Origin of the sequence: Rhodohalobacter sp. (genome assembly GCF_041686455.1) — a bacterium.
Classification (GTDB): Bacteria; Bacteroidota; Rhodothermia; order Balneolales; family Balneolaceae; genus Rhodohalobacter.
Genome location: NZ_JAWLDW010000031.1, coordinates 1 through 26,041 on the forward strand (window position 1 = coordinate 1; position 26,041 = coordinate 26,041).

The 26,041-nt window shown below is 44.1% G+C and carries 21 protein-coding genes; 8 read left to right on the top strand and 13 right to left on the bottom strand.

Features of this window, described 5'->3' with window-relative positions:
• From ACESM0_RS05780 to ACESM0_RS05815, 8 genes are all read left to right on the top strand, one after another.
• On the top strand, window positions 1-472 hold a 472-nt coding region (locus ACESM0_RS05780), incomplete at its 5' end, for a Dps family protein (protein ID WP_372904548.1).
• A gap of 42 nt (window positions 473-514) precedes the next feature.
• Window positions 515-973: an RrF2 family transcriptional regulator gene (locus tag ACESM0_RS05785; protein ID WP_372904549.1), complete on the top strand. Its 459-nt coding sequence runs from the start codon at window positions 515-517 to the stop codon at window positions 971-973.
• 49 nt (window positions 974-1,022) lie between these two features.
• Window positions 1,023-4,619, top strand: a complete 3,597-nt coding sequence (gene nifJ, locus ACESM0_RS05790; RefSeq protein WP_372904551.1) for a pyruvate:ferredoxin (flavodoxin) oxidoreductase — start codon at window positions 1,023-1,025, stop codon at window positions 4,617-4,619.
• 83 nt (window positions 4,620-4,702) lie between these two features.
• Window positions 4,703-5,710, top strand: coding sequence for a dihydroorotate dehydrogenase-like protein (locus ACESM0_RS05795; RefSeq protein ID WP_372904553.1), 1,008 nt, complete (start codon window positions 4,703-4,705; stop codon window positions 5,708-5,710).
• A 478-nt stretch (window positions 5,711-6,188) separates the two neighbouring features.
• Complete coding sequence (locus ACESM0_RS05800; RefSeq protein ID WP_372904555.1) at window positions 6,189-6,539, top strand: 4Fe-4S binding protein; 351 nt, start codon at window positions 6,189-6,191, stop codon at window positions 6,537-6,539.
• Between the two features lie 49 nt (window positions 6,540-6,588).
• Window positions 6,589-8,436, top strand: a complete 1,848-nt coding sequence (locus tag ACESM0_RS05805) for a 2-oxoacid:acceptor oxidoreductase subunit alpha (RefSeq protein ID WP_372904557.1) — start codon at window positions 6,589-6,591, stop codon at window positions 8,434-8,436.
• Between the two features lie 2 nt (window positions 8,437-8,438).
• Window positions 8,439-9,461, top strand: coding sequence for a 2-oxoacid:ferredoxin oxidoreductase subunit beta (locus ACESM0_RS05810; protein WP_372904559.1), 1,023 nt, complete (start codon window positions 8,439-8,441; stop codon window positions 9,459-9,461).
• 219 nt (window positions 9,462-9,680) lie between these two features.
• Window positions 9,681-10,418, top strand: coding sequence for an SDR family NAD(P)-dependent oxidoreductase (locus ACESM0_RS05815; RefSeq protein ID WP_372904561.1), 738 nt, complete (start codon window positions 9,681-9,683; stop codon window positions 10,416-10,418).
• A 12-nt stretch (window positions 10,419-10,430) separates the two neighbouring features.
• Here the strand turns inward: ACESM0_RS05815 and ACESM0_RS05820 are convergent, their stop codons facing one another.
• From ACESM0_RS05820 to rsmH, 13 genes are all read right to left on the bottom strand, one after another.
• Complete coding sequence (locus tag ACESM0_RS05820) at window positions 10,431-11,009, bottom strand: hypothetical protein (protein WP_372904563.1); 579 nt, start codon at window positions 11,007-11,009, stop codon at window positions 10,431-10,433.
• 188 nt (window positions 11,010-11,197) lie between these two features.
• Entirely contained in the window at window positions 11,198-12,532 is a 1,335-nt protein-coding gene (gene ftsZ / locus ACESM0_RS05825; RefSeq protein ID WP_372904564.1) for a cell division protein FtsZ, read from the bottom strand.
• An 82-nt stretch (window positions 12,533-12,614) separates the two neighbouring features.
• Window positions 12,615-13,883: a cell division protein FtsA gene (gene ftsA / locus ACESM0_RS05830; protein WP_372904566.1), complete on the bottom strand. Its 1,269-nt coding sequence runs from the start codon at window positions 13,881-13,883 to the stop codon at window positions 12,615-12,617.
• A gap of 51 nt (window positions 13,884-13,934) precedes the next feature.
• The gene (locus ACESM0_RS05835) at window positions 13,935-14,693 is read right to left on the bottom strand and encodes a cell division protein FtsQ/DivIB (RefSeq protein WP_372904568.1); all 759 of its coding nucleotides are present in this window, start codon (window positions 14,691-14,693) and stop codon (window positions 13,935-13,937) included.
• Window positions 14,694-14,701: 8 nt separating this feature from the next.
• Window positions 14,702-16,111, bottom strand: coding sequence for a UDP-N-acetylmuramate--L-alanine ligase (gene murC, locus ACESM0_RS05840; protein ID WP_372904570.1), 1,410 nt, complete (start codon window positions 16,109-16,111; stop codon window positions 14,702-14,704).
• Window positions 16,104-17,267, bottom strand: a complete 1,164-nt coding sequence (gene murG / locus ACESM0_RS05845; RefSeq protein ID WP_372904572.1) for an undecaprenyldiphospho-muramoylpentapeptide beta-N-acetylglucosaminyltransferase — start codon at window positions 17,265-17,267, stop codon at window positions 16,104-16,106. The genes murC and murG overlap by 8 nt, the downstream gene beginning before the upstream one ends.
• Window positions 17,267-18,460, bottom strand: coding sequence for an FtsW/RodA/SpoVE family cell cycle protein (locus tag ACESM0_RS05850; RefSeq protein ID WP_372904574.1), 1,194 nt, complete (start codon window positions 18,458-18,460; stop codon window positions 17,267-17,269). Before ACESM0_RS05850 ends, murG begins: the two co-directional genes overlap by 1 nt.
• A 19-nt stretch (window positions 18,461-18,479) precedes the next feature.
• On the bottom strand, window positions 18,480-19,841 hold the full coding sequence (gene murD, locus ACESM0_RS05855) for a UDP-N-acetylmuramoyl-L-alanine--D-glutamate ligase (RefSeq protein ID WP_372904576.1): 1,362 nt from the start codon (window positions 19,839-19,841) through the stop codon (window positions 18,480-18,482).
• On the bottom strand, window positions 19,838-20,974 hold the full coding sequence (mraY, locus tag ACESM0_RS05860) for a phospho-N-acetylmuramoyl-pentapeptide-transferase (protein ID WP_372904578.1): 1,137 nt from the start codon (window positions 20,972-20,974) through the stop codon (window positions 19,838-19,840). The genes murD and mraY overlap by 4 nt, the downstream gene beginning before the upstream one ends.
• Window positions 20,974-22,461, bottom strand: coding sequence for a UDP-N-acetylmuramoyl-L-alanyl-D-glutamate--2,6-diaminopimelate ligase (locus ACESM0_RS05865; RefSeq protein ID WP_372904580.1), 1,488 nt, complete (start codon window positions 22,459-22,461; stop codon window positions 20,974-20,976). Before ACESM0_RS05865 ends, mraY begins: the two co-directional genes overlap by 1 nt.
• The gene (locus tag ACESM0_RS05870) at window positions 22,462-24,609 is read right to left on the bottom strand and encodes a penicillin-binding transpeptidase domain-containing protein (protein ID WP_372904582.1); all 2,148 of its coding nucleotides are present in this window, start codon (window positions 24,607-24,609) and stop codon (window positions 22,462-22,464) included. It abuts the gene before it with no gap.
• Between the two features lie 7 nt (window positions 24,610-24,616).
• Window positions 24,617-25,069 carry a hypothetical protein gene (locus ACESM0_RS05875; RefSeq protein WP_372904584.1) on the bottom strand — a complete coding sequence of 151 codons (453 nt, stop codon included), beginning with the start codon at window positions 25,067-25,069 and terminating at the stop codon, window positions 24,617-24,619.
• Entirely contained in the window at window positions 25,069-25,992 is a 924-nt protein-coding gene (gene rsmH, locus ACESM0_RS05880; protein ID WP_372904586.1) for a 16S rRNA (cytosine(1402)-N(4))-methyltransferase RsmH, read from the bottom strand. The genes ACESM0_RS05875 and rsmH overlap by 1 nt, the downstream gene beginning before the upstream one ends.
• Between the last annotated feature and the right edge of the window lie 49 nt (window positions 25,993-26,041).

The window sequence follows — 26,041 nt, forward strand, 5'->3', positions numbered from 1 at the left end:
GAGTACTATGGATATTGGAATAAAAGAATCAGACCGGAAGAAAGTCGCTGACAAACTTCAGAAATTGCTCGCTGACGAGCATGTGATCTATATCAAAACACGGAACTATCACTGGAATATTAAAGCCGCAAATTTTGCTGAACTGCATGCATTTTACGAAGAGCAGTACGGTGAGCTTGAAGGAGTGATAGATGAAATCGCCGAGCGAATCCGAATGATTGGCTTTCTGAGTACCGGCAGAATGAGTGAATTTCTAAAACTGACTGAGCTTAAAGAAGGAAAAGAAATTACAGATTCAGGAGAGCAAGTCTCAAACCTGATGAAGGACCATGAGAGTGTTATAAAGTATCTTCGAAATTGTATTCGTGATTTTGAAGATCTGAATGATATGGGATCAGCTGATTTTGTAACAGCTCTTATGCAGCAGCATGAGAAGATGAGATGGATGCTGGAATCTTTCCTTCCAAAATAGTGACTCAATTTCAGATATCAATTTTAAACGAATTTCAACAGAATGTTTTCAGCATCGTGTCATTACGGATTACAGGCGATGTTTTATATCGCCTGCCACTCATCCCAGAAAAAAAATGTGGAATTGAGTGAAATCGCTGCTGAGCAAAATATTCCGAAGCACTTTTTAAGTAAGATTTTACAATCTATGGTTAAACAAAAACTGCTTGTTTCCATGAAGGGCCCTACAGGAGGGTTCAAACTAAGTAGACCAGCAGATTCTATTCATATTGTAGATGTAGTTGAAGCCATTGATGGTCTGGACATTTTTACACAATGCGGAATTGAACACAAAGAGTGTGATGAAAATGATCCCTGTCCGATTCATGATGAGTACCACAGAATTCGGGAAGAGGTTTTTCATCTCTTTAAAACAAAAACGCTGGAGACAATGGCGGAGGATTTAAGGAATGGAAATTCATTAGCCGATTTAGTGAAACCTCCACCCCAAAAAAGTAAGTAACGACTTCGAATACACGAGTATCGATTCAAAACCATACAAAGAAAACATTATGTCAAACCAAAAAGTCACGTTAGATGCAAATGAAGCAGCCGCATACGTTGCACATAAAGTCAGTGAAGTAATTGCCATATACCCGATTACACCGGCATCTCCAATGGGAGAGTGGTCTGATCAGTGGTCGATGGCCGGAAAAAAGAATATCTGGGGAACCGTTCCTGAGGTTGTTGAACTACAGAGTGAGGGAGGAGCTGCCGGCACCATGCACGGTGCCCTGCAAACCGGTGCTTTGACGACTACTTTTACTGCATCGCAGGGTCTGTTATTAATGATGCCCAACCTCTATAAAATTGCCGGTGAACTGACACCCGCAGTTGTGCATGTCGCATCCAGAACCGTTGCTACACACGCTCTCTCTATTTTTGGTGACCATAGTGATACCATGGCGATGCGAATGACAGGCATGGCTATACTGAGTTCCAACAGTGTACAGGAAGCGATGGATATGGCATTGATTTCACACGCGGCCACACTGGAAACTCGTATACCGTTTCTACACTTTTTTGATGGTTTCAGAACGTCACACGAAGTACAGAAGATTGATCAGATTCCCGTTGAAGTGATGGAACAGCTGATCAATGATGACAAAATTATTGAGCACCGGAATCGTGCTTTAACGCCAGACAATCCGCTTCTTCGGGGAACTGCCCAGAATCCGGATGTATTTTTCCAGGCTCGCGAAACCGGTAATAAATATTACAATGCAGCCCCCGGACTGGTTCAGAAAACAATGGATCAGTTTGGAAAGTTGACCGGCCGCTCGTATAAACTGTTTGAATATCATGGACCTGAAGATGCAGAAAAAGTAGTCATCCTGATGGGATCCGGCGCGGAGACAGCGCACGAAGCTGTTGATAAAATGAATGAAAACGGAGAGAAAGTTGGACTCATTAAGGTCAGACTCTTCAGACCGTTTAGTATGCGTCATCTGATTGAATCTCTGCCCGACACCATTAAGGGAATAGCTGTTTTAGACAGAACGAAAGAACCTGGAAGTGCCGGAGAACCTCTCTATAACGACATTGTTTCAACGCTTCAAGAGAACAGAGTGGAGGGCTGGAAATCATTGCCAGCAGATCTGAAAGTGATTAATGGTCGGTATGGATTGTCTTCCAAAGAGTTTACACCGCCTATGGTGAAACGCATTTTTGATGAGCTGGATGAAGAGAAGCCCAAAAATCACTTTACCATCGGGATCAATGATGATGTTACTCATACCAGTCTTGACTATAGCACAGACGGTTGGGACAGTGATGAAGAGGTATTTGAAGGTCTTTTCTACGGACTCGGAGCAGATGGTACGGTAAGTGCCAATAAGAACTCCATCAAGATTATCGGGAACAACACCGACCATTACGCACAGGGGTATTTCGTGTACGATTCGAAAAAATCGGGTGCAACGACAGTTTCCCATTTGCGTTTCGGCCCAAATCCTATACGGTCGGCCTACCTCATTGACAAAGCTAATTTTATTGCCTGTCATCAGTTCCAGTTTCTGAATCAGCTGGATATGCTGAAAAAGGCCAGAAAAGGATCTACCTTTCTTCTCAATGCTCCATTTGAAAAGGAAGAGGTTTGGGATAATCTTCCCAAAAAAGTTCAGGAACAGATTATTGAGAAGGAGCTAAAATTATACAGCATTGATGCCTATAAAGTTGCCCGCGAAAATGGAATGGGCACTCGTATCAATACGGTAATGCAGACCTGCTTCTTTGCAATATCAGATATACTTCCACGCGATGAAGCCATTCAGCTTATCAAGGATGGAATTAAGAAAGCCTACGGTGCGAAAGGAGAGAAAATCCTTCAAAGCAACTACAAGGCAGTTGATAACTCTATTGAAAATCTGTTTGAAATTCCGGTTCCGAAAAAGGTTACCTCTGAGCAGGAGATGCGTCCGCCGGTACCCGAGGAAGCACCTGAATTTGTTCAAAGAGTGATTGCAGAAATTATTTCAGGAAATGGTGATGATCTGCCGGTCAGCGCTTTTGAAGCAGATGGCACATTCCCAACAGGAACCACTAAGTGGGAAAAACGAAATATAGCACAAGAAATCCCTGTACTGGATCCGGACATCTGTATTCAGTGTGGTAAGTGTGCAATGGTTTGTCCGCATGCCGTGATTCGTATGAAGGCATTTGACGGTGAACTGCTTGAAGCATCACCTGAATCGTTTAAATATATGGATGCCAGAGGACGTGAATGGCCCGACAATACCAAGGTTAGTATTCAGGTATCACCGGAAGACTGTACAGGTTGTGAGCTTTGTGTAGAGGTTTGCCCTGCAAAAGATCGTAAACAAGTTGGCCATAAAGCTCTGAATATGGAACCGATCGATCCGCTGTTGGAGCAAGAGAAAGAGAACTGGAACTTCTTCGTGAATCTGCCTGAATACGATCGATCCAAACTGAAGGTTGAGACTGTAAAAGGGTCTCAATTCCTGGAGCCTCTGTTTGAGTTCTCCGGTGCATGTGCAGGATGTGGTGAAACGCCGTATATCAAACTGGTTACACAGCTCTTTGGTGATCGAATGGTGATTGCCAATGCTACAGGTTGTTCCTCAATTTATGGAGGTAATCTGCCGGCTACGCCATATACGAAAAACAGTCAGGGTTTGGGTCCCGCATGGTCTAACTCATTGTTTGAGGACAACGCAGAGTTTGGACTTGGATTCAGACTGACCATCGATAAGCAAGCTGAACAGGCACGGGAAATGCTTCAGAATATGAACGGCCACGTGGATAAGAAACTGGTTGGGGAAATTCTGAATGCAGATCAAACCACAGAGCCCGGTATCTACGAGCAGAGGGAAAGAGTTGCGACTCTGAAAGAGGCTCTTGGAAAAACAGATGATTCCAAAGCCAAAATGCTAACCAGCATCGCCGACTACCTGGTTCGAAAGAGTGTCTGGATATTTGGCGGTGATGGATGGGCATACGACATCGGATATGGTGGCCTGGACCACGTTCTTGCCAGCGGAAAAGATGTCAATATTCTGGTGATGGATACAGAAGTCTATTCCAACACCGGTGGACAGTGCTCGAAAGCGACACCACTAGGAGCGGTGGCAAAATTTGCAGCGGCCGGTAAACGAACAGGTAAGAAAGACCTTGGTCTGATGTCTGTTGCAGGCGGACACGCTTACGTAGCTCGTGTAGCGATGGGGGCCAGCGATATGCAGTCGATCAAAGCTGTGCTTGAAGCGGAAAGTTATCCGGGGCCATCCATTATCATTGCGTATAGCCACTGTATAGCACACGGCTACGATATGAAGTTTGGATTGAATCAGCAAAAATTGGCTGTCGATTCAGGTTACTGGCCTCTTTTCAGATTCGATCCGCGTAAAGAGGAGGAAGGCAAGAATCCATTCCAGCTCGATTCCAAACCGCCGAAGATCAACCTCGAGGAATACGCTTACAACGAAATGCGCTATCTGATGCTTGCCAAGTCTCAGCCCAAAGTCGCAAAACAGCTGATGACACAGGCTCAGTCTGAAGTGAAAGAACAGTGGAGGGTATACGAAGAGATGGAGAAAGTATACGATCCTGTTAAGAAAAATGGAGAATCCGAAAACGGATCAGGCAATTAGAATCAGAAAACAAGCAGCCCGGATTATATAAATCAAATCCGGGCTCAACTCAAAATTATTCTTTTTATAAAACAGAACGCTTTATGAATTTAGAGACCAAATATCTTGGACTGACCTTAAAGAATCCGCTGGTTCCATCAGCCTCACCATTGACGAGTGAATTGGATACAGCGAAAAAACTTGAAGATGCCGGGGCGTCCGCTCTGGTGATGTACTCATTGTTTGAGGAGCAGATCTCCAGCGAAAATGAAGCACTGGATCATTTTATGACTACATCGGGTGAAAGCTATGCTGAGGCGCTCAGTTATTTTCCTGAACCGGATGAGTACCACAATCTCCATGCGGAAGATTATCTGGAGCAGATTCAAAATCTCAAGAAAACAGTAGATATTCCTGTAATCGCCAGTCTGAACGGTGTATCAAAAGGAGGATGGATGGCATACGCAAGTAAAATGGAGGAGGCGGGTGCCGACGCCATTGAGTTAAATATCTACTACATCGCAGCTGACCCCACTCTTACATCAGAAAAAGTTGAGCAGATGTACATAGATGATCTGAAAGCAGTGAAAGAAGCAGTTTCTATTCCCGTATCTGTGAAACTGAGTCCATACTTCAGCGCATTTGCGAATATGGCTACTCGATTGGAGAGTGCCGGGGCTGATGGATTGGTAATGTTTAACAGATTTTATCAGCCGGATATTGATCTGGAGGCAATGGATGTGAATCCAAATCTCAATCTTAGCAGTACGTTCGAGAAACGACTTCCGCTACGATGGATTGCTATGCTGAGACCGCATATTAAAGGCAGTTTAGCGGCCACTACCGGAATTCATACTGCACACGATGTGGTTAAGATGATTCTGGCGGGAGCTGATGTGACCATGATGGCTTCGGCGCTGCTTTATGGAGGACCTGATGCACTGAAGTTCATGCTAAGTGAGATGAAAGTCTGGATGGAAGAGAAGGAGTATCAGTCTCTGGAAGAGATGAAAGGTGCCATGAGTTCTGCATCGGTTGCCGATCCCAGTGCGTTTGAACGAGCCAACTATATTAAGATCCTTCAGGGATTTCGGCTGGAAGACCTCAAGTAACATGAGTTCGATTTAAAATAAATGTAAAGGAATTGAAAAATCTCCTCCTTTTCAAGGAAGGAACTTTGGTATGGTTGTGACCAAAATCGAAACAGGTTTGAAGCCTGAAGTCATCAGGGCTACCTCCCCCAACCCCTCCTTACACCCCGACGTTTCGAGGGCAGGCAGGAGGGGAAATCATATTCAAGATTCTTATGTAGAACTCAAGTTAAGTAAGAAATGGAGTCTTGTTTATAGATATTTTATTTGAACAGTTTCGAATAAATCCTATTAAAGGAATCAGGCGGTTTCTAATCTATAGTGAATCTAAATTAACCCGGTGGAATCCGGTGATATTGGAAGCTGCAACAAAATTCACTACTTTTATTTAGAGTTTTTTGTCTAAATATCTACTTTAGTTCAAAAGATGGATTCAGATCTCCTAATGGAGCATTTAAACGGAACCAAGATTTTAATCTTCAACTAAAAAAATACAATTATGGCTCTTTTTATAACTGACACTTGTATCAACTGCGGAGCGTGTGAACCGGAGTGCCCAAACCAAGCTATTTACGAACCCGGAGCAGAATGGACCATGGCAGAAGGGACAAACCTTTCCGGATCGGTAACCCTTCAAGACGGAAATGAAGTTGACGCAGATGAAATGCAGGAACCGCTTTCAGATGAGTTCTACTTTATTGTTACGGATAAATGTACGGAGTGTAAAGGTTTTCATGATGAGGAGCAGTGTGTAGCTTTTTGCCCGGTACCCGACTGTATTATAACTCACCCCGAGCACGAAGAGAGTGAAGATGTGCTTCTGGAAAGACAAACATTCCTGCACGGATAATAGTAAGGGAGAACTCTCTCTTCAAAATAAAAATTTAACACACAGGCTCATGGCTAATAATGTATTGACACCAACCATGCAAAAAGTGGTTGTTCGATTTTCCGGAGATTCCGGTGATGGTATGCAGTTAACGGGTGATATGTTTTCCCAAGCATCAGGTCAGGCCGGGCTTGACTTGACTACCATTCCCGATTTTCCGGCCGAAATCAGAGCGCCTCAGGGAAGTGTGGGCGGTGTGTCCAGTTTTCAGATTCAGTTCGGCGGAACGGAAATTTACACGCCGGGCGATGAAGTAGATGTACTTGTGGTTATGAATCCGGCTGCTTTAAAAGCGAATCTCCGATTTTTAAAGTTAGGCGGAACCATCGTTGCAGATAAGGATAGCTTCACATCAAGAAACCTGAAGAAAGCGGACTACGAAGAAAACCCGCTGGAAGATAAATCTCTTGATGATTATAAAGTTATTGAAGCACCGGCTACTTCCCTGACTAAAGAAGCTCTTAAAGATTTAGGACTGGAAAATCAGGCGATGACCCGAAGCAAGAATATGTTTGCCCTGGGGCTTGTCACATACATGTTTGGCCGACCGCTGGATACTCTTATTAAGTTCATTGAGAAGAAGTTTAGTAAGAAACCTGTCCTTGTCGAGGCGAATAAACTGGCTTTAGAGGCCGGGTTTAATTTTGCTCTGAACACTGAGATCATTGGTACATCAATCATTATTCCGCCAGCAAAGATGCAGAAAGGTACCTACCGGAATATTGATGGAAATACAGCCATTGCCTGGGGATTTTTAGCGGCATCAGAAAACAGTGGAAGAAAACTGTCTCTATGCTCTTATCCGATTACTCCGGCTTCCGAAATTTTGCATGAACTTTCAGCCAGAAGAGACATGGGAGCCATTGTCTTCCAGGCTGAAGATGAAATTGCGGCGGTTTGTGCTGCAATTGGAGCATCATTTAGTGGCAATCTTTCGATCACAACAACATCCGGTCCCGGATTGTCACTCAAGTCAGAAGCGATCGGATTAGCCGTGATCTCAGAAATTCCATTGGTAATTGTAAACGTGCAGCGTGCGGGTCCGTCTACCGGATTACCGACCAAGACTGAGCAGAGTGATCTGAACCAGGCTCTTTACGGACGCCATGGCGACGCTCCGCTTGTAGTGTTGGCTGCCAGTTCTCCGGATGACTGTTTCAACTACAGCTACGAAGCTGCCAGACTAGCCATGGAACACTCAACACCGGTCATTCTTCTGTCTGATACGTATCTGGCCAGTGGTACAAGTCCGTGGAGAATTCCGGAAAATGGAGATCTGCCGGATATAAAAATCAAAGATTTTGAGGGAAGCGCCGATGAGTGGCAGCCCTACATACGAGATCCCGAATTTCTGACCCGCTATTGGAAAGGTCCGGGTGATAAAGGTTTTGAGCACCGCATTGGTGGTTTGGAGAAACAGATTGATACCGGAAATCTGACTTACGAGCCTGAGAATCACGAAAAGATGACCAGAATTCGTGAAGAGAAAATTGCGAAGATTGCCAAAAAACTTCCGCGTCAAAGTGTGGTTGGTGCACAATCAGGGAAATTACTGGTTATAGGCTGGGGCAGTACGCACGGTGCAATTAATACGGCTGTAACAGAACTGCTGGAAGAGGGTGAAGAGAATATTGGGTTTACACATTTCAATTATATCAACCCATTGCCCGAGAACACAGAAGAGGTATTTAGCCGATTCGATCAGATTCTGGTGTGTGAATTGAACAACGGACAATTTGCGAATTATCTGAAAACCAAGTTTCCGAAGTTTAACTACAGGAAGTACAACAAGATTCAGGGGCAGCCATTTTTTACCTCCGAAATCAAAGCCGAAATCATTAACACATTAACGAATTAGTTATGCAGACTGACGTAAAAGATAAGAACGAAGCATTGACCCGAAAGGATTTTGCGAGTGACCAGAATGTACGCTGGTGTCCGGGCTGCGGTGATTATATGATTTTGGCGAATATGCAGAAGACATTCGCTCAGATGGATCATGCCAAGGAGAACTTTCTGAGTGTATCCGGTATCGGCTGTTCATCACGAATAACCTACTATCTGGATACCTATGGAATACACTCTATTCATGGAAGGGCTATTGCGGTGGCCACAGGCGCAAAACTGGCGAATCCGAAACTGAATGTCTGGGTCTCTACAGGCGACGGTGACTGTATGGCTATTGGTGGGAACCATTTTATCCACGCCTGTCGCAGGAATATTGATCTCAACATCATCATCTTTAACAACAAGATTTACGGGATGACCAAGGGGCAATCCTCACCAACCACTCCGGAGGGTACTAAGACCAAAACAGCACCTGAAGGAAACTATGAAAATACCTTCAATATCGGTGAAGTTGCAATTGGTGCAGGAGCTACATTTTTTGCCCGAGTGCCCGATAAAGATCCGAAATTGATGGAAGAGGTGATGATGGAGGCCTATCGGCATAAAGGAACGTCTGTGATTGAGGTGCTCCAAAACTGTGTGATCTTTACAGATGGTATTCATGAGCAGATAACCGGAAAAGACACTAAAGACGACAACCAGCTTGTTCTGGAGCATGCAAAACCAATGGTGTACGGTAAAGATCAGCAGTATGGATTGAAGCTGGAAGGGATGAAGCTTAAAAAGGCACCGTATGATGAAAACGATCCGACCTTCTTGAATCACGATGCCCATGAACCGGATTCAGCTCTGCAACTGGCACTTGCCAAATTGGAACTTCCTGAATTTCCAGTGTCTATGGGGGTAATCCGAAAAGTGGATAAACCCAATTTCGATAAAACCGTGCACGACCGCATTGCAACCGTTCGTGAACATTCATCATTTGAAAGTGTCAGCGATCTATTCAACAGCGGAAATACTTGGGATATTGAGTAAATATTTAATGTTCGTTAATTCCATGTTCATTGTTTGGGGTGAACATTTAGCCCGGGGCAGATTTCTGTACCGGGTTTTTTTATGGATTCGATATACAATAGTTTTAATTGCAGATATAGATGAAGAACATTGTATAGTGATTTTGTTGAAGCACTAAAAATCAGGGATATTAATAATCAGATAATCAAATATTTTGATAGTAAGTAAATCCTAAATCTTATGAATCGTACAGTAATCGTAACAGGAGCATCGAATGGAATAGGCAAAGCCGTAGCGAAGGCTTTTGCATGGAATTACTATAACGTGGTGATTGCTGATCTGGATAAAGAAAACGGAAACGCTCTGCAGGATGAATTGTTAAGCGATGGCAGGCAGGCGCAGTATATTTACTGTGATGTATCCGATCCCAAATCGATTCAAAACCTCGTGAAAGAAGCTCTCAAGAGATACCCTACAATTGATGTATTGATTAATAATGCAGGAATTTCAGAGTTTATCCGCCCGGATGAATTGTCTGTAGAAAAATGGGATCAGATTTTGAATACCAATCTGAGGGCAAGCTTTCTTATGACCCGTGAAGTAGTTCCGCATATGAAGAAAAACGAGAAAGGATCTGTTGTAAACATCGCCTCAACACGTGCATTGATGTCGGAAAAAAATTCAGAGGCGTATGCCGCATCAAAAGGAGGATTGCTGGCGCTGACACACTCTCAGGCTTTATCATATTCAGAAGATAACATCACGGTAAATTGTATCAGTCCGGGCTGGATTCATACCGGTGACTACGAGAAACTTCGTGATATAGACCATGAACAGCATCCATCCAAACGAGTTGGGAAACCGGATGATATTGCAAGGACTTGCTTGTTTTTAACCGATCCTGAAAATGATTTTATCAATGGGGAAAACATTGTGATTGATGGCGGTATGACGCGAAAAATGATCTACGAGCACTAGCCCGGTATAGACCTACCGCAAAACAACTGGGCACTTTACTTCGGCGGGAGCAATCACCTCATCAACTTTATCATAGTCTGCATAAAACTCAAACCGACGCATATCCATTTGACTCCGAATACGCTGTGGATCGTAGTTATCAATATATGCTTTGGAGATTTTAAATCCCGTAATGGTTAGGGAATAGATGCCGGAAAGATAGGGTTCACCCTCAGATGGATCACATTCGGGTGCTTTTTCCCAGGCACTGTGAATCGAGAAGTCTTCATCAAGTAGTGAAATATCTACTTGAAATCCTTGTGTGAGTTCAAATTGACACGCCTGATCGGTACGGCTGTCAAAAGTTACCGGTGCATCCTTATTGGTTTGATAAATCAGCCCGCTAATTACCTTCTTGCCGGTGTAATAGTAGTATAGCTCATCCTCGTAGATCCGTGAAAAATTCGGATCCTCATCCGGTTTGCAGTAGCTGTATTCAGATTGATATTGAACTTTGCTTATGTGATCAATTCTATCGTCAGAGTAAGAATCTGGAAGTAGAACCGGCGGATTGATTGCAAAAATGAAAACAAGAAGTAACGTTTTAAGCATAGAATAATCTTTTGTGAACGTACCAGTATTTTGTGTGAAAATAGATGATTTGAGATAACATATGTAATTAAAAAAGAAAAGGAGCCCCGGTCAAAGGAACTCCTTTTTGATTTAGCAATCTATAGTATAGGCAGAGAAAGCCTATCTATGGTTTAATAGCAATCATAAATCCGTTTCAGATTGGTGGATTAGTCCATGATTTTCCTTAAGAATGCGGGCTGCTCGGTGTCACGCTTGTCAATGCGCTCATCCCGATTAGAAACGCTGGTATTATCGTTGCTCGCCTTTTTTCGTTCAATAGATTCGCGGTGCTGCATATCGTCGTCTGCCTGCACCTCTTCCTGTGAACGCATGTGTTTGACCTCTCGCCGGTGAATAGCCGGTGTGTCGAGGTTTTTGAGGTTCTTTTCACCTTTGTAATAAGGCCCATCCAGAGTACTGCTGTGTCGCTTGGCAATGTCGCTCGCTTTCGGCAGGTTAGTACTTTTGGTTTTCAAAGACGAATCGCTGTTCTTGTTGGGGGCAACCCGGGCTTTTGTTTTGTCTTCGCTTAGTTCAAATCCGGTTGCTATAACCGTTACCCGCAGCTCATCTTCAAAGGCGTCATCAAGAACTGTACCCAGTATGATTTCCGCATCTTCTCCGGCCTCCTGCTGAATGATACTGGTTGCCGTAGTAGTTTCACGCATTCCCAGATTGGCACCTGCAGAGATGTTCACCAATACGTTGCGTGCACCGCGAATACTCACTCCATCAAGCAGGGGAGAGTTGATTGCTTCTCGTGCGGCAATTTCAGCTCTGTCTGGTCCGCTTGCTGTAGCAGATCCCATAATGGCAGCTCCACCGTCCATCATCGTTGTGCGAACATCGGCAAAGTCAAGGTTGATCAGACCCGGCATCAAAATAAGGTCCGAAATACCGCGGGTTGCATTATAAAGTACGTGATTGGCTTGTTCAAAGGCTTCCATCAGCGATGTGTTCTCATCGGAGATATCGAGCAGACGTTCATTTGGAATCACGATGACAGTATCACAATTTTTTTTCAGTTCGGTAATACCTTCAAGGGCATATTTCATCCGAACTTTTCCTTCCACCTGAAATGGAGTGGTTACCACGCCAACGGTAAGAATTCCTTTTCGTTTGGCGATGCCGGCAACAACCGGTGCACCACCTGTACCTGTACCACCACCCATTCCGGCAGTAATAAAGATCATGTCGGCCGAGTCGACCGCTTCATCAATTTCGTGGCGATTCTCTTCTACCGCTTCCCGTCCAATTTCGGGGCGTGCACCGGCTCCAAGTCCGGAGGTAAGATTCGAACCAACCTGGATGGCCACATCGGCTGAGTTATTTTTCAGTGCCTGTGCGTCAGTGTTTAGTGCGATATACTCAACGCTGTCTAATCCTTTTTGGATCATATTGTTGATGGCGTTACCGCCTCCGCCACCGACTCCGATGACTTTTATCTTCGCATTATCCTGACCTTTCTCGTCGAAGCTAAAGCGTGTGTTATTATATTCCATGGTTACTCCTTATTTATGATTGCTAATGTGTGTTGTCTGTAGATTGCTATTTGTTGTTTCTCACTGTTCAGATATCCTTCGATCAGAGTTCTCTAAACCAGCTCTTCATGCGCTGTGTGATGCTGTTCATCACTTTCTCCACACCTGAACCTTTTGTGGATGACGGCACAATCGCCTGGTTCTCCGGACCTCCGGATTTTATAGCGTGAAGCACTAGGCCTACGCTGGTTGCATACATCGGGCTGTTAACTTCCTCAATCAGGCCTCCTGAGAGCCCCAACGGTTTCCCGATTTTTGCATCAATACCCAAGACCTCGTTGGCCAGGGGGCAGATGTTCTTAATCAGAGCTCCACCGCCGCTCAGTACAATGCCTGCACTAAGTGAATCAGCGTATCCGCTGCGCTTCACCTCTATAGCGATGATCTCCAGAATTTCTTCCATTCGAGCCTGTATAATTTTGGCCAGAATGCTTTTTGTAATCTCTTTGGGCGGGCGTCCCGCAATACCGGGGATGGTAATCGACTCATCTTCCTCGATCATATCCACAAAGCACTCACCGTGCTGCTGCTTCAGTTTTTCGGCCTGATCGTCGAGAACACTAAGGCCAACCCGGATGTCGTCCGTAACTTTTTTACCTGCAATGGCGATAACCGCTGTATGGCGAATTGTGTTATCCTGAAATACAGCCAGATCGGTTGTTCCGCCACCGATATCGACCAGTACAACTCCGGCTTCTTTCTCTTCATCATCAAGTACCGCATAAGAACTTGCAAGCGGTTCAAGGATGATGTCGGCCACCTCAAAACCTGCACGCTCCACGCATCGATATAGATTCTTTGCCGCCGAAACCAATCCGGTAATGATGTGAACCTCAGCCTCCATCCGTATTCCACTCATTCCCACGGGATCGCTGATTCCATCCTGGCCATCCACCACAAACTCCTGCGGTATTACATGCAGAATTTGTTGATCAGGTGGCAGCATGATGCGCTGGCAGTCTTCCAAAAGACGCTCTACATCCTGTACCGTAATCTCTTTATCCTTATTGTTGATGGTGATCACACCTTTACTTCGAATGCTGCGGATATGATCGCCTGCAATTCCTACGTTCACAGAATTTACTTCAATACCGGATGCAAGCTGAGCCTGCTCTACAGCGGTTTTAATGGCTTGAACCGTCTTGTCGATGTTCACAACCACACCGCGGTTCAGACCCTCGCTCGGGGCTTTTCCAACACCCAGAATGTGAATTCTGTCCTGTTCATCAATGGATGCCACTACGGCACAAACTTTCGTGGTGCCTATGTCGAGGCCTACTACAATTCGTTCATTTTCATTTTCTATTTCCATATGTCTACCTGCTTGTCTTGTTTGATTGCTAAATCAGTGTTATTGGGGTTCCTATTCTTTGGTGACCACCTGGTTTCTAAACCGGAGATCTATGCGGCTGAATGACTCGATTCCCTTCGTCGAGATCACTTCGCCGTAAAATGCCTGCCAGTGTTTGAGCTTTGTTTTAAAATCTGAGTGGCCAAACAGCAGTTTCACTCCGTTCTCTGCAGTGAGGGCTACAACACCTTCACGTTCGTTCCACGCCACCTCGCTTATGGTTATCCATCCGAAGCGATTCTCTCGTGCCGCGGTTAAAAATTCTTCCACCTGTTTAAAATCATCGGTCTTCAATGTGTCGCTGAGCGGTGAGGCAGCAAATCCATATACCAGGGGGACATCTTCCGTTTTCTCCGGAATAATTGGCAGTTTTACACCGCCTTCCGATACATAGCTTTTTCTGCTCCCATCAATTAATAGAGCCAACGGCTTTCTTTCCGTAACGTTAAATTGAAGCTTACCGCGAAAACCCATCGTTACATTTACTTCATCTACATAGGGCAGAGAACTGACCGAATTCATGAGCATACCGAAATTAACACTGTCTGCCATCATTCCAACCGGAGTGATTTCGGCAATTGTAGCCTTAAGATCTTCAGTTGAGGTAAAGTGGTTTCCTGAAAAGTCCACATCGGTGATTTTGGTATTCTGTTCAAAGTAAAATCCTCCCAAAACAGCCAGACCTACAATAAAGAAGACTCCGGCGATCAGCGTTACAGGGCGCTTAGTTTCTTTCGATTTTCGTTTGCTATGTGATTTTTTCTTACTCAAAAAGAGATCTATTTCTGTTTAATCAATTCAGTAAACTGCTCGCCAAATTTGTAAATATCACCGGCGCCCATGGTTATAACGATATCACCTTCTTCGGCAATACCGGTCAGACGTGAGGGCAGATCACGCTTGTCGCGCACATAATGTACATCGCGGTGTCCATATGTTTTGGCTGTGTCAGCAATCAGTTTTCCGGTAACACCCTCAATTGGCTTTTCCCTGGAGGGATAGATATCCGTGACTACCAGCACCTCCGCATCAAAGAAAGAGAGTCCAAATTCCTGATACATCTCCTGAGTACGCGAGTAGAGATGAGGCTGAAAAACGGCAACAATGCGTCTGTCTTCCCAGCCCTGTCTTGCTGCTTTAATCGTTGCCTGCACTTCGGTGGGATGGTGGGCGTAGTCGTCGATCACCAAAATATTTTTATCATCCATCTTAGGCTGAAATCGCCGGAAAACACCTTTAAATCGCTCCAGGCCTTTTTTGATATTTTCAAACTCCACGCCCAATTCAAGACCGATAGCTACTGCAGCCAATGCATTTTTGATATTGTGATCGCCGGGTGCCATCAATGCAATTTCGCCTAGCGGTTCTTCCTGATATAAAACGGTAAAGGCACTTCTGAATCCTTTTTGACCGACATTAATGGCTCGTACTTCCGCCTGAGGTGTAAACCCGTAAGTAATCGTTCTTCTCTCAATATCAGGGAGTATACTTCTCACGTTTGAATCATCCAGGCAGACAATCACAGCTCCATAAAACGGTACCTTGTTGGCAAATTCGATGAACGCATCTTTAACATCTTCCAGATCTTTATATATATCCAGATGTTCAGCTTCAATATTGGTAATAACAGCCATTGAAGGGGAGAGGCGAAGGAATGTTCGGTCGAACTCATCCGCCTCAACAATTACAATGTCTCCTTTACCCACAACTGCGTTGGTTTTGTCGAAACTGTGTACACGTCCGCCTACAATTATTGTGGGGTCAAAATTACCATCCTGAACCACGTGACCCGCCAGAGTAGTGGTTGTTGTTTTTCCATGTGTTCCTGCAATGCCGATACCATACTTCATTCTCATCAGTTCGGCAAGCATTTCAGATCGTTTGATTACCGGAATTTGAGCCGTTAAAGCAGCTTTGGTTTCTTCGTTCTCTTCAGCTTTGACTGCACTGGTATAAACCACAACATCTGCTCCTTCGATGTTAGATGCACTATGACCCGTAAAAATTTTGGCTCCCAGTTCTTCCAATCGCTCAGTGGTATCACTTAGGTTGCTATCTGATCCGGTAACACTGTAACCCCTGAGAAGTAGAATCTCAGCAATACCGCTCATACCGATCCCACCAATACCCACCATGTGGATCTGTTTGGTTCGGCCAAATACGGGTTGTGTTTGAATCTTGTTACTCATTGTTCTGTTTCTGTGCAATTGTGAAAATTTCTTTTGCAATGGTATTTGCAGCTTCAGGTTTGGCCAGGGATTTCATGGCATCATTCATTTTCTGAAGGCGTTCCTGATCATTTATCAAGGTTGTAACTGTGTCTGAAAATTTCTCCTCAATATCAGACTCCTCAAGAAGTTCAGCGGCACCTGTTTCTACCATCGATTTGGCATTCTTTGCCTGATGATCTCCAGCTACGTTAGGAGAGGGGACCAAAACGGCCGGCTGACCGAGAAGCATTAGTTCACTGCAGGTTCCCGCACCGGCTCTTGTGACAACCAAGTCCGCTGCACCGTAAGCTGCGGACATATCATCTATGTATTTAGTAAGTCGCAGGTTTGGATAAGAATCCGTATCAATCTGTTTGTTCAGTTCTTCGAAATATCTTTTTCCGCACTGCCAGATGATTTGAAGTCCGGCTTCATTGTGAAGATGATCCAGCTCTTTCTGCATGATGTTGTTCAGCGCCAGTGCACCGCCGCTTCCACCTAAAATCAACAGGACAGGTGCTTCCGAGTTAAAGCCAAAAACTTTACGAGCGTCTGACGAACCACTCTGTTTGAGCTGACCTCTCACCGGATTTCCACTCAGATTGATTTTATCTTTTGGCAGATAGTTCTCTGCGTCTTCAAATGCTGTAAAAATGGTGACAGCGTGTTTAGCTAAAAGCCTGTTTGTTACACCCGGATAGCTGTTTTGCTCCTGGATGACAATCGGAATATTCAATTTTGCAGCAACCCAACCAATCGGTCCGGCAGCGAATCCGCCGCAGGCAACCATTACATCCGGTTTGAAACTTTTGATGATCGAAAAACTTTGAATGATACTGGTCAACAGTTTAAATGGGAAAAGCAGGTTTTGCGGTGTCAATCGCCGGTGAAATCCGCTAATCCATACGCTTTTAATATCATATCCAGATTTTGGAACTGCTTCCCACTCCATACGGTCACGTGTACCTACAAACAAAATCTTTGTACGGGGATCTGTCATACGAAGTGCATCCGCAATGGCAATCGCCGGATAGACGTGTCCACCCGTACCGCCGGCTGCAAGCAAAACCCGGATGGGTTCTGCCGCAGCTGTGCGGGTGTCTGTGGATGATATGTTCGTTGTGGCCGTCTTCATTAACCGTTATAAAATCTGTTTTGAATCTGTCTGTTGTGTTTCGAAATGTTGAGTAAAATTCCAATCATCACGCCGGCAAACAGCATGCTGGTTCCTCCATAGCTGATAAAGGGCATCGGAAGCCCGGTAACCGGAAATAAACCGGTAGCCACGGCAGCATTTACAAAGCCATATAGAGTAATCATAAGAGTTGCTCCAAGTGCCATCAATGTACCGAGTACATCCGGGGAATAGCGTGCTATAACCCCAATGCCGCGGTATAGAATGATGATAAAAATGAGCATTACTGCCGATGATCCAATGATTCCATACTCTTCAGCGATAATGGCAAAAATGAAGTCATTATACGGCGCAGGGAGAAAATCACGCTGGGTGCTTTTAGCGATTCCAACACCAATAACCCCACCACGAGCAATCGCAATGTGTGCCTGCTGCGCCTGATATCCGCTACTCGATTCCAGCCGTTCGCTGTTAATGTCTTTGACCTGTTCTATGTAGTTTGTAACACGACTGGTTCGTTCTGCTGAACTCAATACCAACATTGACCCGCCAGCTAAACCAATCAAAATCAGTCCTAAAAGCTGAACGGAACTTATTCTGCCCACAAACATCATGAAAACTGAAATTCCCATCAGGATGGCAGCGCTGCTAAAATCTTCTAGAGCTATCAGGAAGCATGTTATGGTAACCCATATTAAAATTGGGATGAATGCTCGTTTAAAATCTTTGATGTAGTCCTGTTTTTCATGCAATAGAACGGCAACATGGAGAATGAGAGAAATTGCAGCAAAAGAAGATGGCTGAAACGAAAATCCAGCTACAGACAGAGAACGACGTGCTCCGTAAACCAAATCACCGTAGATCATTACGGCAATTAACAAAATCCAGCTAAATACGACCGCAATTCGGCTAAAGCGGGCCAATACTCTGTAGTTGATCTTTGATGCAAAGATCATTGCTATTAAAGCAATTCCCAGCTTAATTACATGGCTGAATACCAACGATCCCGCCGTTGTGTTATGGGTTTGAGCGAAATAGGCAATTGAAGAGTAGACCGCGATTGCACCAACCACCATCAGCATAAATACACAGACAAGGATGATGCGGTCACTTCCCTGTACAGGAGTGTCAAGCTCTTCGCGTGTTGTGCCGAAGATCGATCCTACGTTGCTATTTGGTGTTGTGTAATACAATTATCTATTCAGATGTTTTTTAGAGTTCTAAAACGGATTCTTTAAATACTTTGCCTCGTTGTTCATAATTATCAAACATGTCAAATGAGGAACAGGCCGGACTTAATAGCACAACTTCACCTCGTTTTGCTACCTTTGAAGCCTTTTTTACAGCCTCTTTCATAGATTCTGCTTCAGTCAAATTTGGCACAGTATCCTTTAATTGACTTTTAATCGCTTCTTTTGCTTCTCCTATTGCGATAACGGTGTGAACTTTCTCACGAATCTGGGTTCTCAGTTCGAGATACTCATTTCCTTTATCACGGCCGCCAAGAATGAGTACTATAGGTACATTAAAGCTGTCCAGTGCAAACCAAACCGCATTGATATTGGTCGCTTTACTGTCGTTGATGTACTTCACACCGTTGAAGGTTCGTACATATTCAAGGCGGTGTTCCACACCTTCGAAGCTTTGCAGGCTTTCGCGGATAAATTCATTTTTAATTTCCGAGGCTCTGGCAGCAAGTGCAGTGGCCATTCCGTTACTTAAATTATGTCTGCCGGGCAGTGCGATATCTTCAATATTCATGAGGATCTCCTCTTTTTGATCGAGTCGTAGAACTATCTGTCCGTTTTGAACAAAAGCGCCTTTATGAACTTCAGATTCTGTAGAAAAAGCCATCATATTAGGAGCATTCTCCCTTTCGGATAGCTTTTTTGCAAAACCGGAAACCATAGTATCATCGGCGTTGTAGATGAACCAGTCGTCAGATGTCTGGTTCTCGGCAATTCTGAATTTTGAGGCCGCATATCTTTCGAAATCGTTTCCGTACCGGTCTAAATGATCCGGCGTGATGTTTAAAATCACAGCCACTGTAGGATGGAATGTGTGGATATGATCGAGCTGAAAGCTGCTTACCTCTAACAGTACATCTTTGTTTTCTTCACTTTGATCCACAAGCTCAGAAAACGCATATCCGATATTACCGGCAACAATGCACTCTTTATCTGCAGTTTTCCATGTGTGATGCATCCAGTTTACTGCTGTTGTCTTGCCATTACTTCCTGTAATCGCTACAATTGGTGAGCGATTAAACCACGACGCCATCTCAATCTCTGAAAAGATTGATTTATCATCATTCAAATACCTTTTAGTGATAGGAGAAGAGGTAGGAACACCGGGACTTATTACAAGATAATCTCCCTGCATGGCTCTTTCTGAATGAGAATTCTCTTCAAACTCAATCGACTCGTCACGTAGTTTATTTGCAAACTCATTATCCACCGAACCTGAATCTGACAGAAAAGGAATGGCTCCTTTCTTTTTCAGCAGGATTGCTGCGGCTACTCCGCTTCGGGCAGCACCGGCAATGGTGATATGTTTGTTTTTAACGTCTATCATCGGAGCTTAAGAGTTAAAAGACTCAAAATTCCCAGCAGGATGGCGATAATCCAGAATCGAACTACAATTTTAGACTCTGCCCAACCTTTTTTCTCATAGTGGTGGTGGATCGGTGTCATTAGAAAGACCCTTTGCCCAACACCATATTTTCTTTTTGTATACTTGAAATAGGTTGTTTGTATAATGACTGAAAGCGTTTCAACCATAAAAATTCCGCAAATAATAGGCAGTAAAAGCTCTTTGTGAATCATTAAAGCCAATGCACCCAGCGCGCCGCCGATAGCTAAAGAACCGGTATCACCCATAAACACGGATGCCGGGTGAGAATTGTACCACAGGAATCCAATACAGCCACCCACGAGTGAAGCCGCAAAAATTGTAAGTTCCCCTGAACCGGGTAAGTAGATTAAATCGAGGAAATTTGAGAAGTCAACGCGCCCAGATACGTAAGCAAAGATTCCTAAAATTACTCCCGCGATAGCCGATGTACCTGAAAGCAAACCATCCAGTCCATCCGTGAGATTGGCGGCGTTGCTCACAGCGGTGATAATAAATACTACGAAAGGAATGTAGATCAGCCACCCATACTCTTCTCCAAAAAATGCATAGTCAATATTTACATCTTTCACGAAGGGGACGGTAGACAGAGTGTTAAAATCCTGAAAAGCGGGCCAGAAATAGAGAGCGGCTCCTAAAACAAGTCCGACAAATACCTGCCCACCTACTTTAAACCAGCCGTGTAATCCGGATTTATCTTTTTTCACAACTTTGATATAGTCATCAATAAACCCAACTACTCCGAGAACAAACATCACGAATATGATCATCCATGTGTAAATACTGTTCATATTCATCCAGAGCAGGGCCGGGATCAGAGTGGCTAGAATAATGATAACACCACCCATTGTAGGCGTATTCGCCTTACTTAGGTGTGAATCCAACCCGATGTCTTCCCGAATCACCTCTTTGAGCTGCAGTTTTTGAAGCCAGTGAATCATTTTTCTGCCTATGATTAAACTGATAATCAGAGATGTGACTGCAGCCAGGGCCGTACGAGTTGTAATAAAGTCGAAGGCACCGAATCCGGGTGGAGCATAATTTTGATTTAACCAATCGAGAAGTGCGTATAGCATCAGTTATCCTCCCCGATATTTGTATTACGGTTTAATTTGGACAATGCATCGCGAGCCTCTTCACGATCATCAAAATAATTGCGAATTCCATTGATTTCCTGATAGGTTTCATGACCTTTACCGGCTATCAATATGATGGTGTTACGATCGGTTTTGGTAATGGCCGTATGGATCGCTTCTTTTCTTGAGACTATTGACCTGTATGAGAATGAAGAGCTAAATCCGGTCTTAATCTCTTCAATAATTTTTACAGGATCCTCGGTACGTGGGTTGTCAGAAGTTACAATGACTTTATCACCGTACTCTTCAGCAATTTTTGCCATTTGTGGCCGCTTAGATTTATCACGATCACCGCCGCAACCAAAAACAATTAACAGTTTTTGATTCACCTGTTTCAGTTCTGAAAGGGTAGAGGCAACATTTTCAAGCGCATCAGGAGTATGTGCGTAATCAACAAAAACAAGCGGATAATTTTTGGATCCGGTATTTAAAATTACTTTTTCGAGCCTGCCCTCAGCACCTTTACAAGCAGGAATTGTATCAGCAATGAGTTTTCCGTCGTACCCCAGACTTGTACCGATAATGAGAGACTCCACAACATTGTAGGCGTTAAACTTGCCTACAAGCGGAGTGAAAAATTTTACACCCTCTGCATCAATTACGGTTTGATCGGGCGAAGTTTTTAATATTTCAGCCTGAACTTGCCCATTACCTTCAAAAGAGAAGTCGATAACTTTAGCTTTTGTGTCTTGGACCATATAATCAGCATAATCGTCGTCCCCATTAACAATAGCCCAGCTGGTTGATGGCAGCGTATCAAACAAAATTTTCTTTGAATCCGCATAATCACTCATCGAGGAGTGGTAGTCGAGGTGATCCAGACTTAAATTTGTGAATGCGGCTACTTCAAACGAAATTCCTGCGACTCTTTTTTGATGAAGTGCATGCGATGATACTTCCATAACGAGATAACTGCATCCTTCATCAACGGCCCGTTTCATATCGGACGCGAGTTCTATGGGGTCAGCGGTAGTAAGCCGGCTGTCGAGTACTTTATTTTTAATTCTTTTTGAAACTGTTCCAAGTAGCGCAGCACTTTCACCCAGTTCAGTTAAAATTTGCCAAACCAGTGTAGCAACGGTAGTCTTGCCATTAGTACCCGTAACTGCAATGATGGTTAAATTCCTGGCAGGGTCACCGGCCATTCTTTGAGCAAGGGGAGAAAGAAGTTCTCGGGTATCTTCCACCTTTAAAACGGTTTCATCTTTTGACGGCTCAATATCCTCTTCTACAATAATTACAGAGGCTCCGCTTTTGGCGGCCTGCAAAACAAATTTATGCCCATCGGTTTGAGTTCCGCGGATGGCTATAAAAATATCGTCTTTTTCAACCTTCCTTGAATCAATACACAGCTTTCCCAGTTGTTCAGGATTTCCACCCTGAACGGTAATAGGTTTGCTAAATGCTATGAGTTCGTTGTAGGTCATTTATTTGTTTGTTGCCACTACGGTTGTCTGCTCCATGGTTTTGGCTTTTCCCCGTACGGTAACGGTGCGTCCCTTTCTCATTAAATCACCGGCACGTGGAAATTGTGTATAAATTGTTCCCGACCCTATCGTTTCGATCTCAAGCCCGCGGGAAAGCAATAGAGTGGTGGCCTGTCTCATGTTCATATCTCTGAGGTCAGGGATTTCTGCAAATCCGTCGGGTATCGAGTCAGCTTCCATACTTCCTAACTTTATCTTGATGGAACTGTTTCCGTTAATTTTTTCTCCGGAAACAGGATGTTGTTCAATTACATAATCACCTGATCCGGAATAGGTTGCCGTTAAATTCTTACCTGTAAGCAGCAGTCGAGCATCTTCCCGATGTAATCCTTCAATTCTGGGAACAACTTTACGATCTGCAATTTCAAAGTTCTCACCGTTTAAATTTCTGTGAATTTCATCATCCAATCCTGCAATTCGGGTGGCAATCTCTTTAAAAATAGAACCGGCGGTAAAGCCTCCGTAAATACTGGTTCGAGGTTCATCGAGTAAAACAAACATTACATATTTTGGATCCTCAACAGGAAAAAATCCGGCAAATGACGCTCTGTAAGTGGCTTGATACCTTCCATCAACTAATTTTTGTGCTGTTCCGGTTTTACCCGCAATTCTTAAACCTTCAACACTTGCCCATCCCGCTGTACCCGAATCGCTTACAACCTCTTCAAAAACCGGGAGAAGCTTTTTGATTGTCGACTCTTTTGCAATCTGGCGAACCATGTTAGGTTTTGTCTGATCCACAACATTTCCATACTCGTCAGTAATTCTTTCAACCATGTAGGGCCGCATCATCCGACCGTTGTTTGCAAAAGCACCGTATGCCTGAAGCATCTGAATTGGAGTAACTTGTACTTCATAACCGATCGACATCCAGGGCAGGGTAACACGGCTCCATTCATAGGGTCTTTGGAGTCTGCCATCCATTTCATTAGGTAGATCAATGTTGGTTGGAGTTCCAAAACCCATGTTCCTGGCATATTGATAAAGCGTCTCCGGTTTGAGGCGCATTGCAATTTCTGATGTTGCAATATTGGATGACTTTGCAATAACTCCGGTAAAATCCAGGTCTCCAAGGGGATCATGATCGCGCATTACCTGACCGTGTATCATTGTCCGGCCATTCTCAGGAGTTTCGAATATTTCATCAAAGTCTACAACACCCTGTTCAACTGCTGCAATAGCTGTAACCAACTTGAAAGTTGAACCAGGCTCAATCATATCTGAAACCGCATAATTTCTTCGATTTTCACTATCGATAGAGGAAGGGTTATTGGGATTGTAAGTAGGGAAGTTGGCCAGCGCTTTGATTGCACCCGTCTTTGGATCCATTACGATCGCTGTTCCATATTTAGCCATATGTCGCTTAATTCCGGACTCAAGCTCTTCTTCCGTAATCGCCTGGATGTATGCATCTATAGTTGTATGTAGATTCAATCCCTGTGCCGGTAATTTCTGAGGTGCACCTACATAGGCAAAAATTCTGTTATTTCGATCTTTACGCACCTGTTGTAGCCCATCTGTACCCTTTAATAGTGAGTTGTAGCTGTTTTCCAGACCCAACATCCCATCAATATTATGGTTTACAAAACCTAAAGTGTGAGCCGATAGAGAGCCGAAGTTGTAGTTTCTTCGATACTCCTCTTCTAAAATAAGGCCGCGAAATCCCAGCTCACTTAAATCATCATAGGCAGAAACCGGGATACTTCGCTCCAGTACGATATATCTGGATCGGGTCGAAGAATTATTAATTACATTTTGATAGTGAGCGGCAGATCTGCCTGTATGCTTACTTAATACATTGGAAATAGTATTGAGATGGTCGCGTGTGGTGTTTGGCGCGTGCGGATCAACCGCCACTTTATAGTTAATACTATTTGTTGCCAGAAGTGAACCGCTGGCATCAAAAATATTACCCCGCTGAGCCGAAATGGGAATCGTATCAATAGTCTGCTTACTCCAAAGTTCCTTCAAACCATCGCTCTCAAGCATGTTGACCCGAAAAATTTGCAGCAAAATGGCCGCAGGCAGCAGGAACAAGAGCCCCAGCAGCGAAAACATACGTCCCATTATGGCAGTTCTTTCGTTCATTATGCGTTTAAGGTTCAATGTTGATTATTTGGTCTGCAGGCCCGGCATTGATATAACCCTGCTGCCGTGCTCGCTGGTAGATCTCCTTAGGCCCGATCAGGCGATCATACTCCAGCCGGGTGGCGTTATATTGTCGCTGAACTTTATTGAATTCAACCTCCAGCTGACGAACTTCCTGTAGTGCCTGCTGTGTGCTGAAAACATGACCGATATAAAAAATCCCGCAAACTCCAATCAAGAAGCTTGCGAGTATAACCTTCCAGGGGGTAAAAGCCGGAAGGGCAGATTTTCTTTTCTGAGTAGGTTCTTTTTTGCGTGTACCAAATGAGTTGGTACCACCATTAAATCCATTGCTGCCCAGCGAATTTTTGGTTTTCCATGAAGAGGGTTTACCGTCTGATATGCCTCTTTTATTAGGTTTTACGCTTTTCTTCTCTTTGATAGGAGTTTGAATATACATCAATTCACCTCCTTAATTTTTTCAGCAATGCGCATTTTTGCACTTCGAGACGCCGGATTTTTTTCGATCTCCTCTTCGCCGGGCGTAATAATTTGTTTTACTAAAGGTTCAATGGGGTTGAGCGGCTTTCCGTAAAAATCTTTTTCAATCCGCCCTTCAAAATTCCCGCTTTTTAAAAAGTGTTTTACCAACCGATCTTCGAGGGAGTGATAGGAGATAGCGACAATTCGACCACTCACTTTAAGCAGTTTTAGAGAATCTTCCAGCGCTGACTTCAGAACCTCAATTTCACGGTTTACCTCGATACGAATTCCTTGAAATACACGTGCTACCGATTTTATTGAAAATCTTCCTTTAACTACGCTTTCTACCGCATCCCGTAGTTCAGAAGTGGTTTCGATGGGTCGACGATTGATAATTTCTTGCGCAATCTGCCTACTCATGCGCTCTTCTCCGTAGTGAAAGATGACATCCCTCAACTTCTTATAGTCGTATTCATTGACAACACTGTAAGCAGAAACACCGCTCATTGCACTCATGCGCATGTCTAGCGGCCCGTCGTGCTGAAAACTAAATCCCCTTTCCGGCTCTTTTATTTGATGTGTAGAAACGCCGTAATCGAAAAGAATTCCGGAGATTTCACCATGATTCTCTGCAGGAATGAGGGTGGTGAGGTAGCCGAAGTTTCCTTCTAAAGCAGTAAATCGTTCACTGTCACCAATACGCTCTTCCGAGGCGGCAAGAGCTTCAGGGTCCTGATCAATTCCGAACAGATGGCCATTCGGTCCTAACTTCTCCAGGATAAGCTTACTGTGACCTCCACCGCCAAGTGTTGCATCTATATAAATGCCGTTGGGATCTGTAATGAGATATTCAACGGACTCGTTAAGAAGTACAGGTGTGTGCTCGTAATAATCGCTCATCTACTCGCCTCCATTATTTTGTCCGCCCATAACTTCTTCAAATAGATCC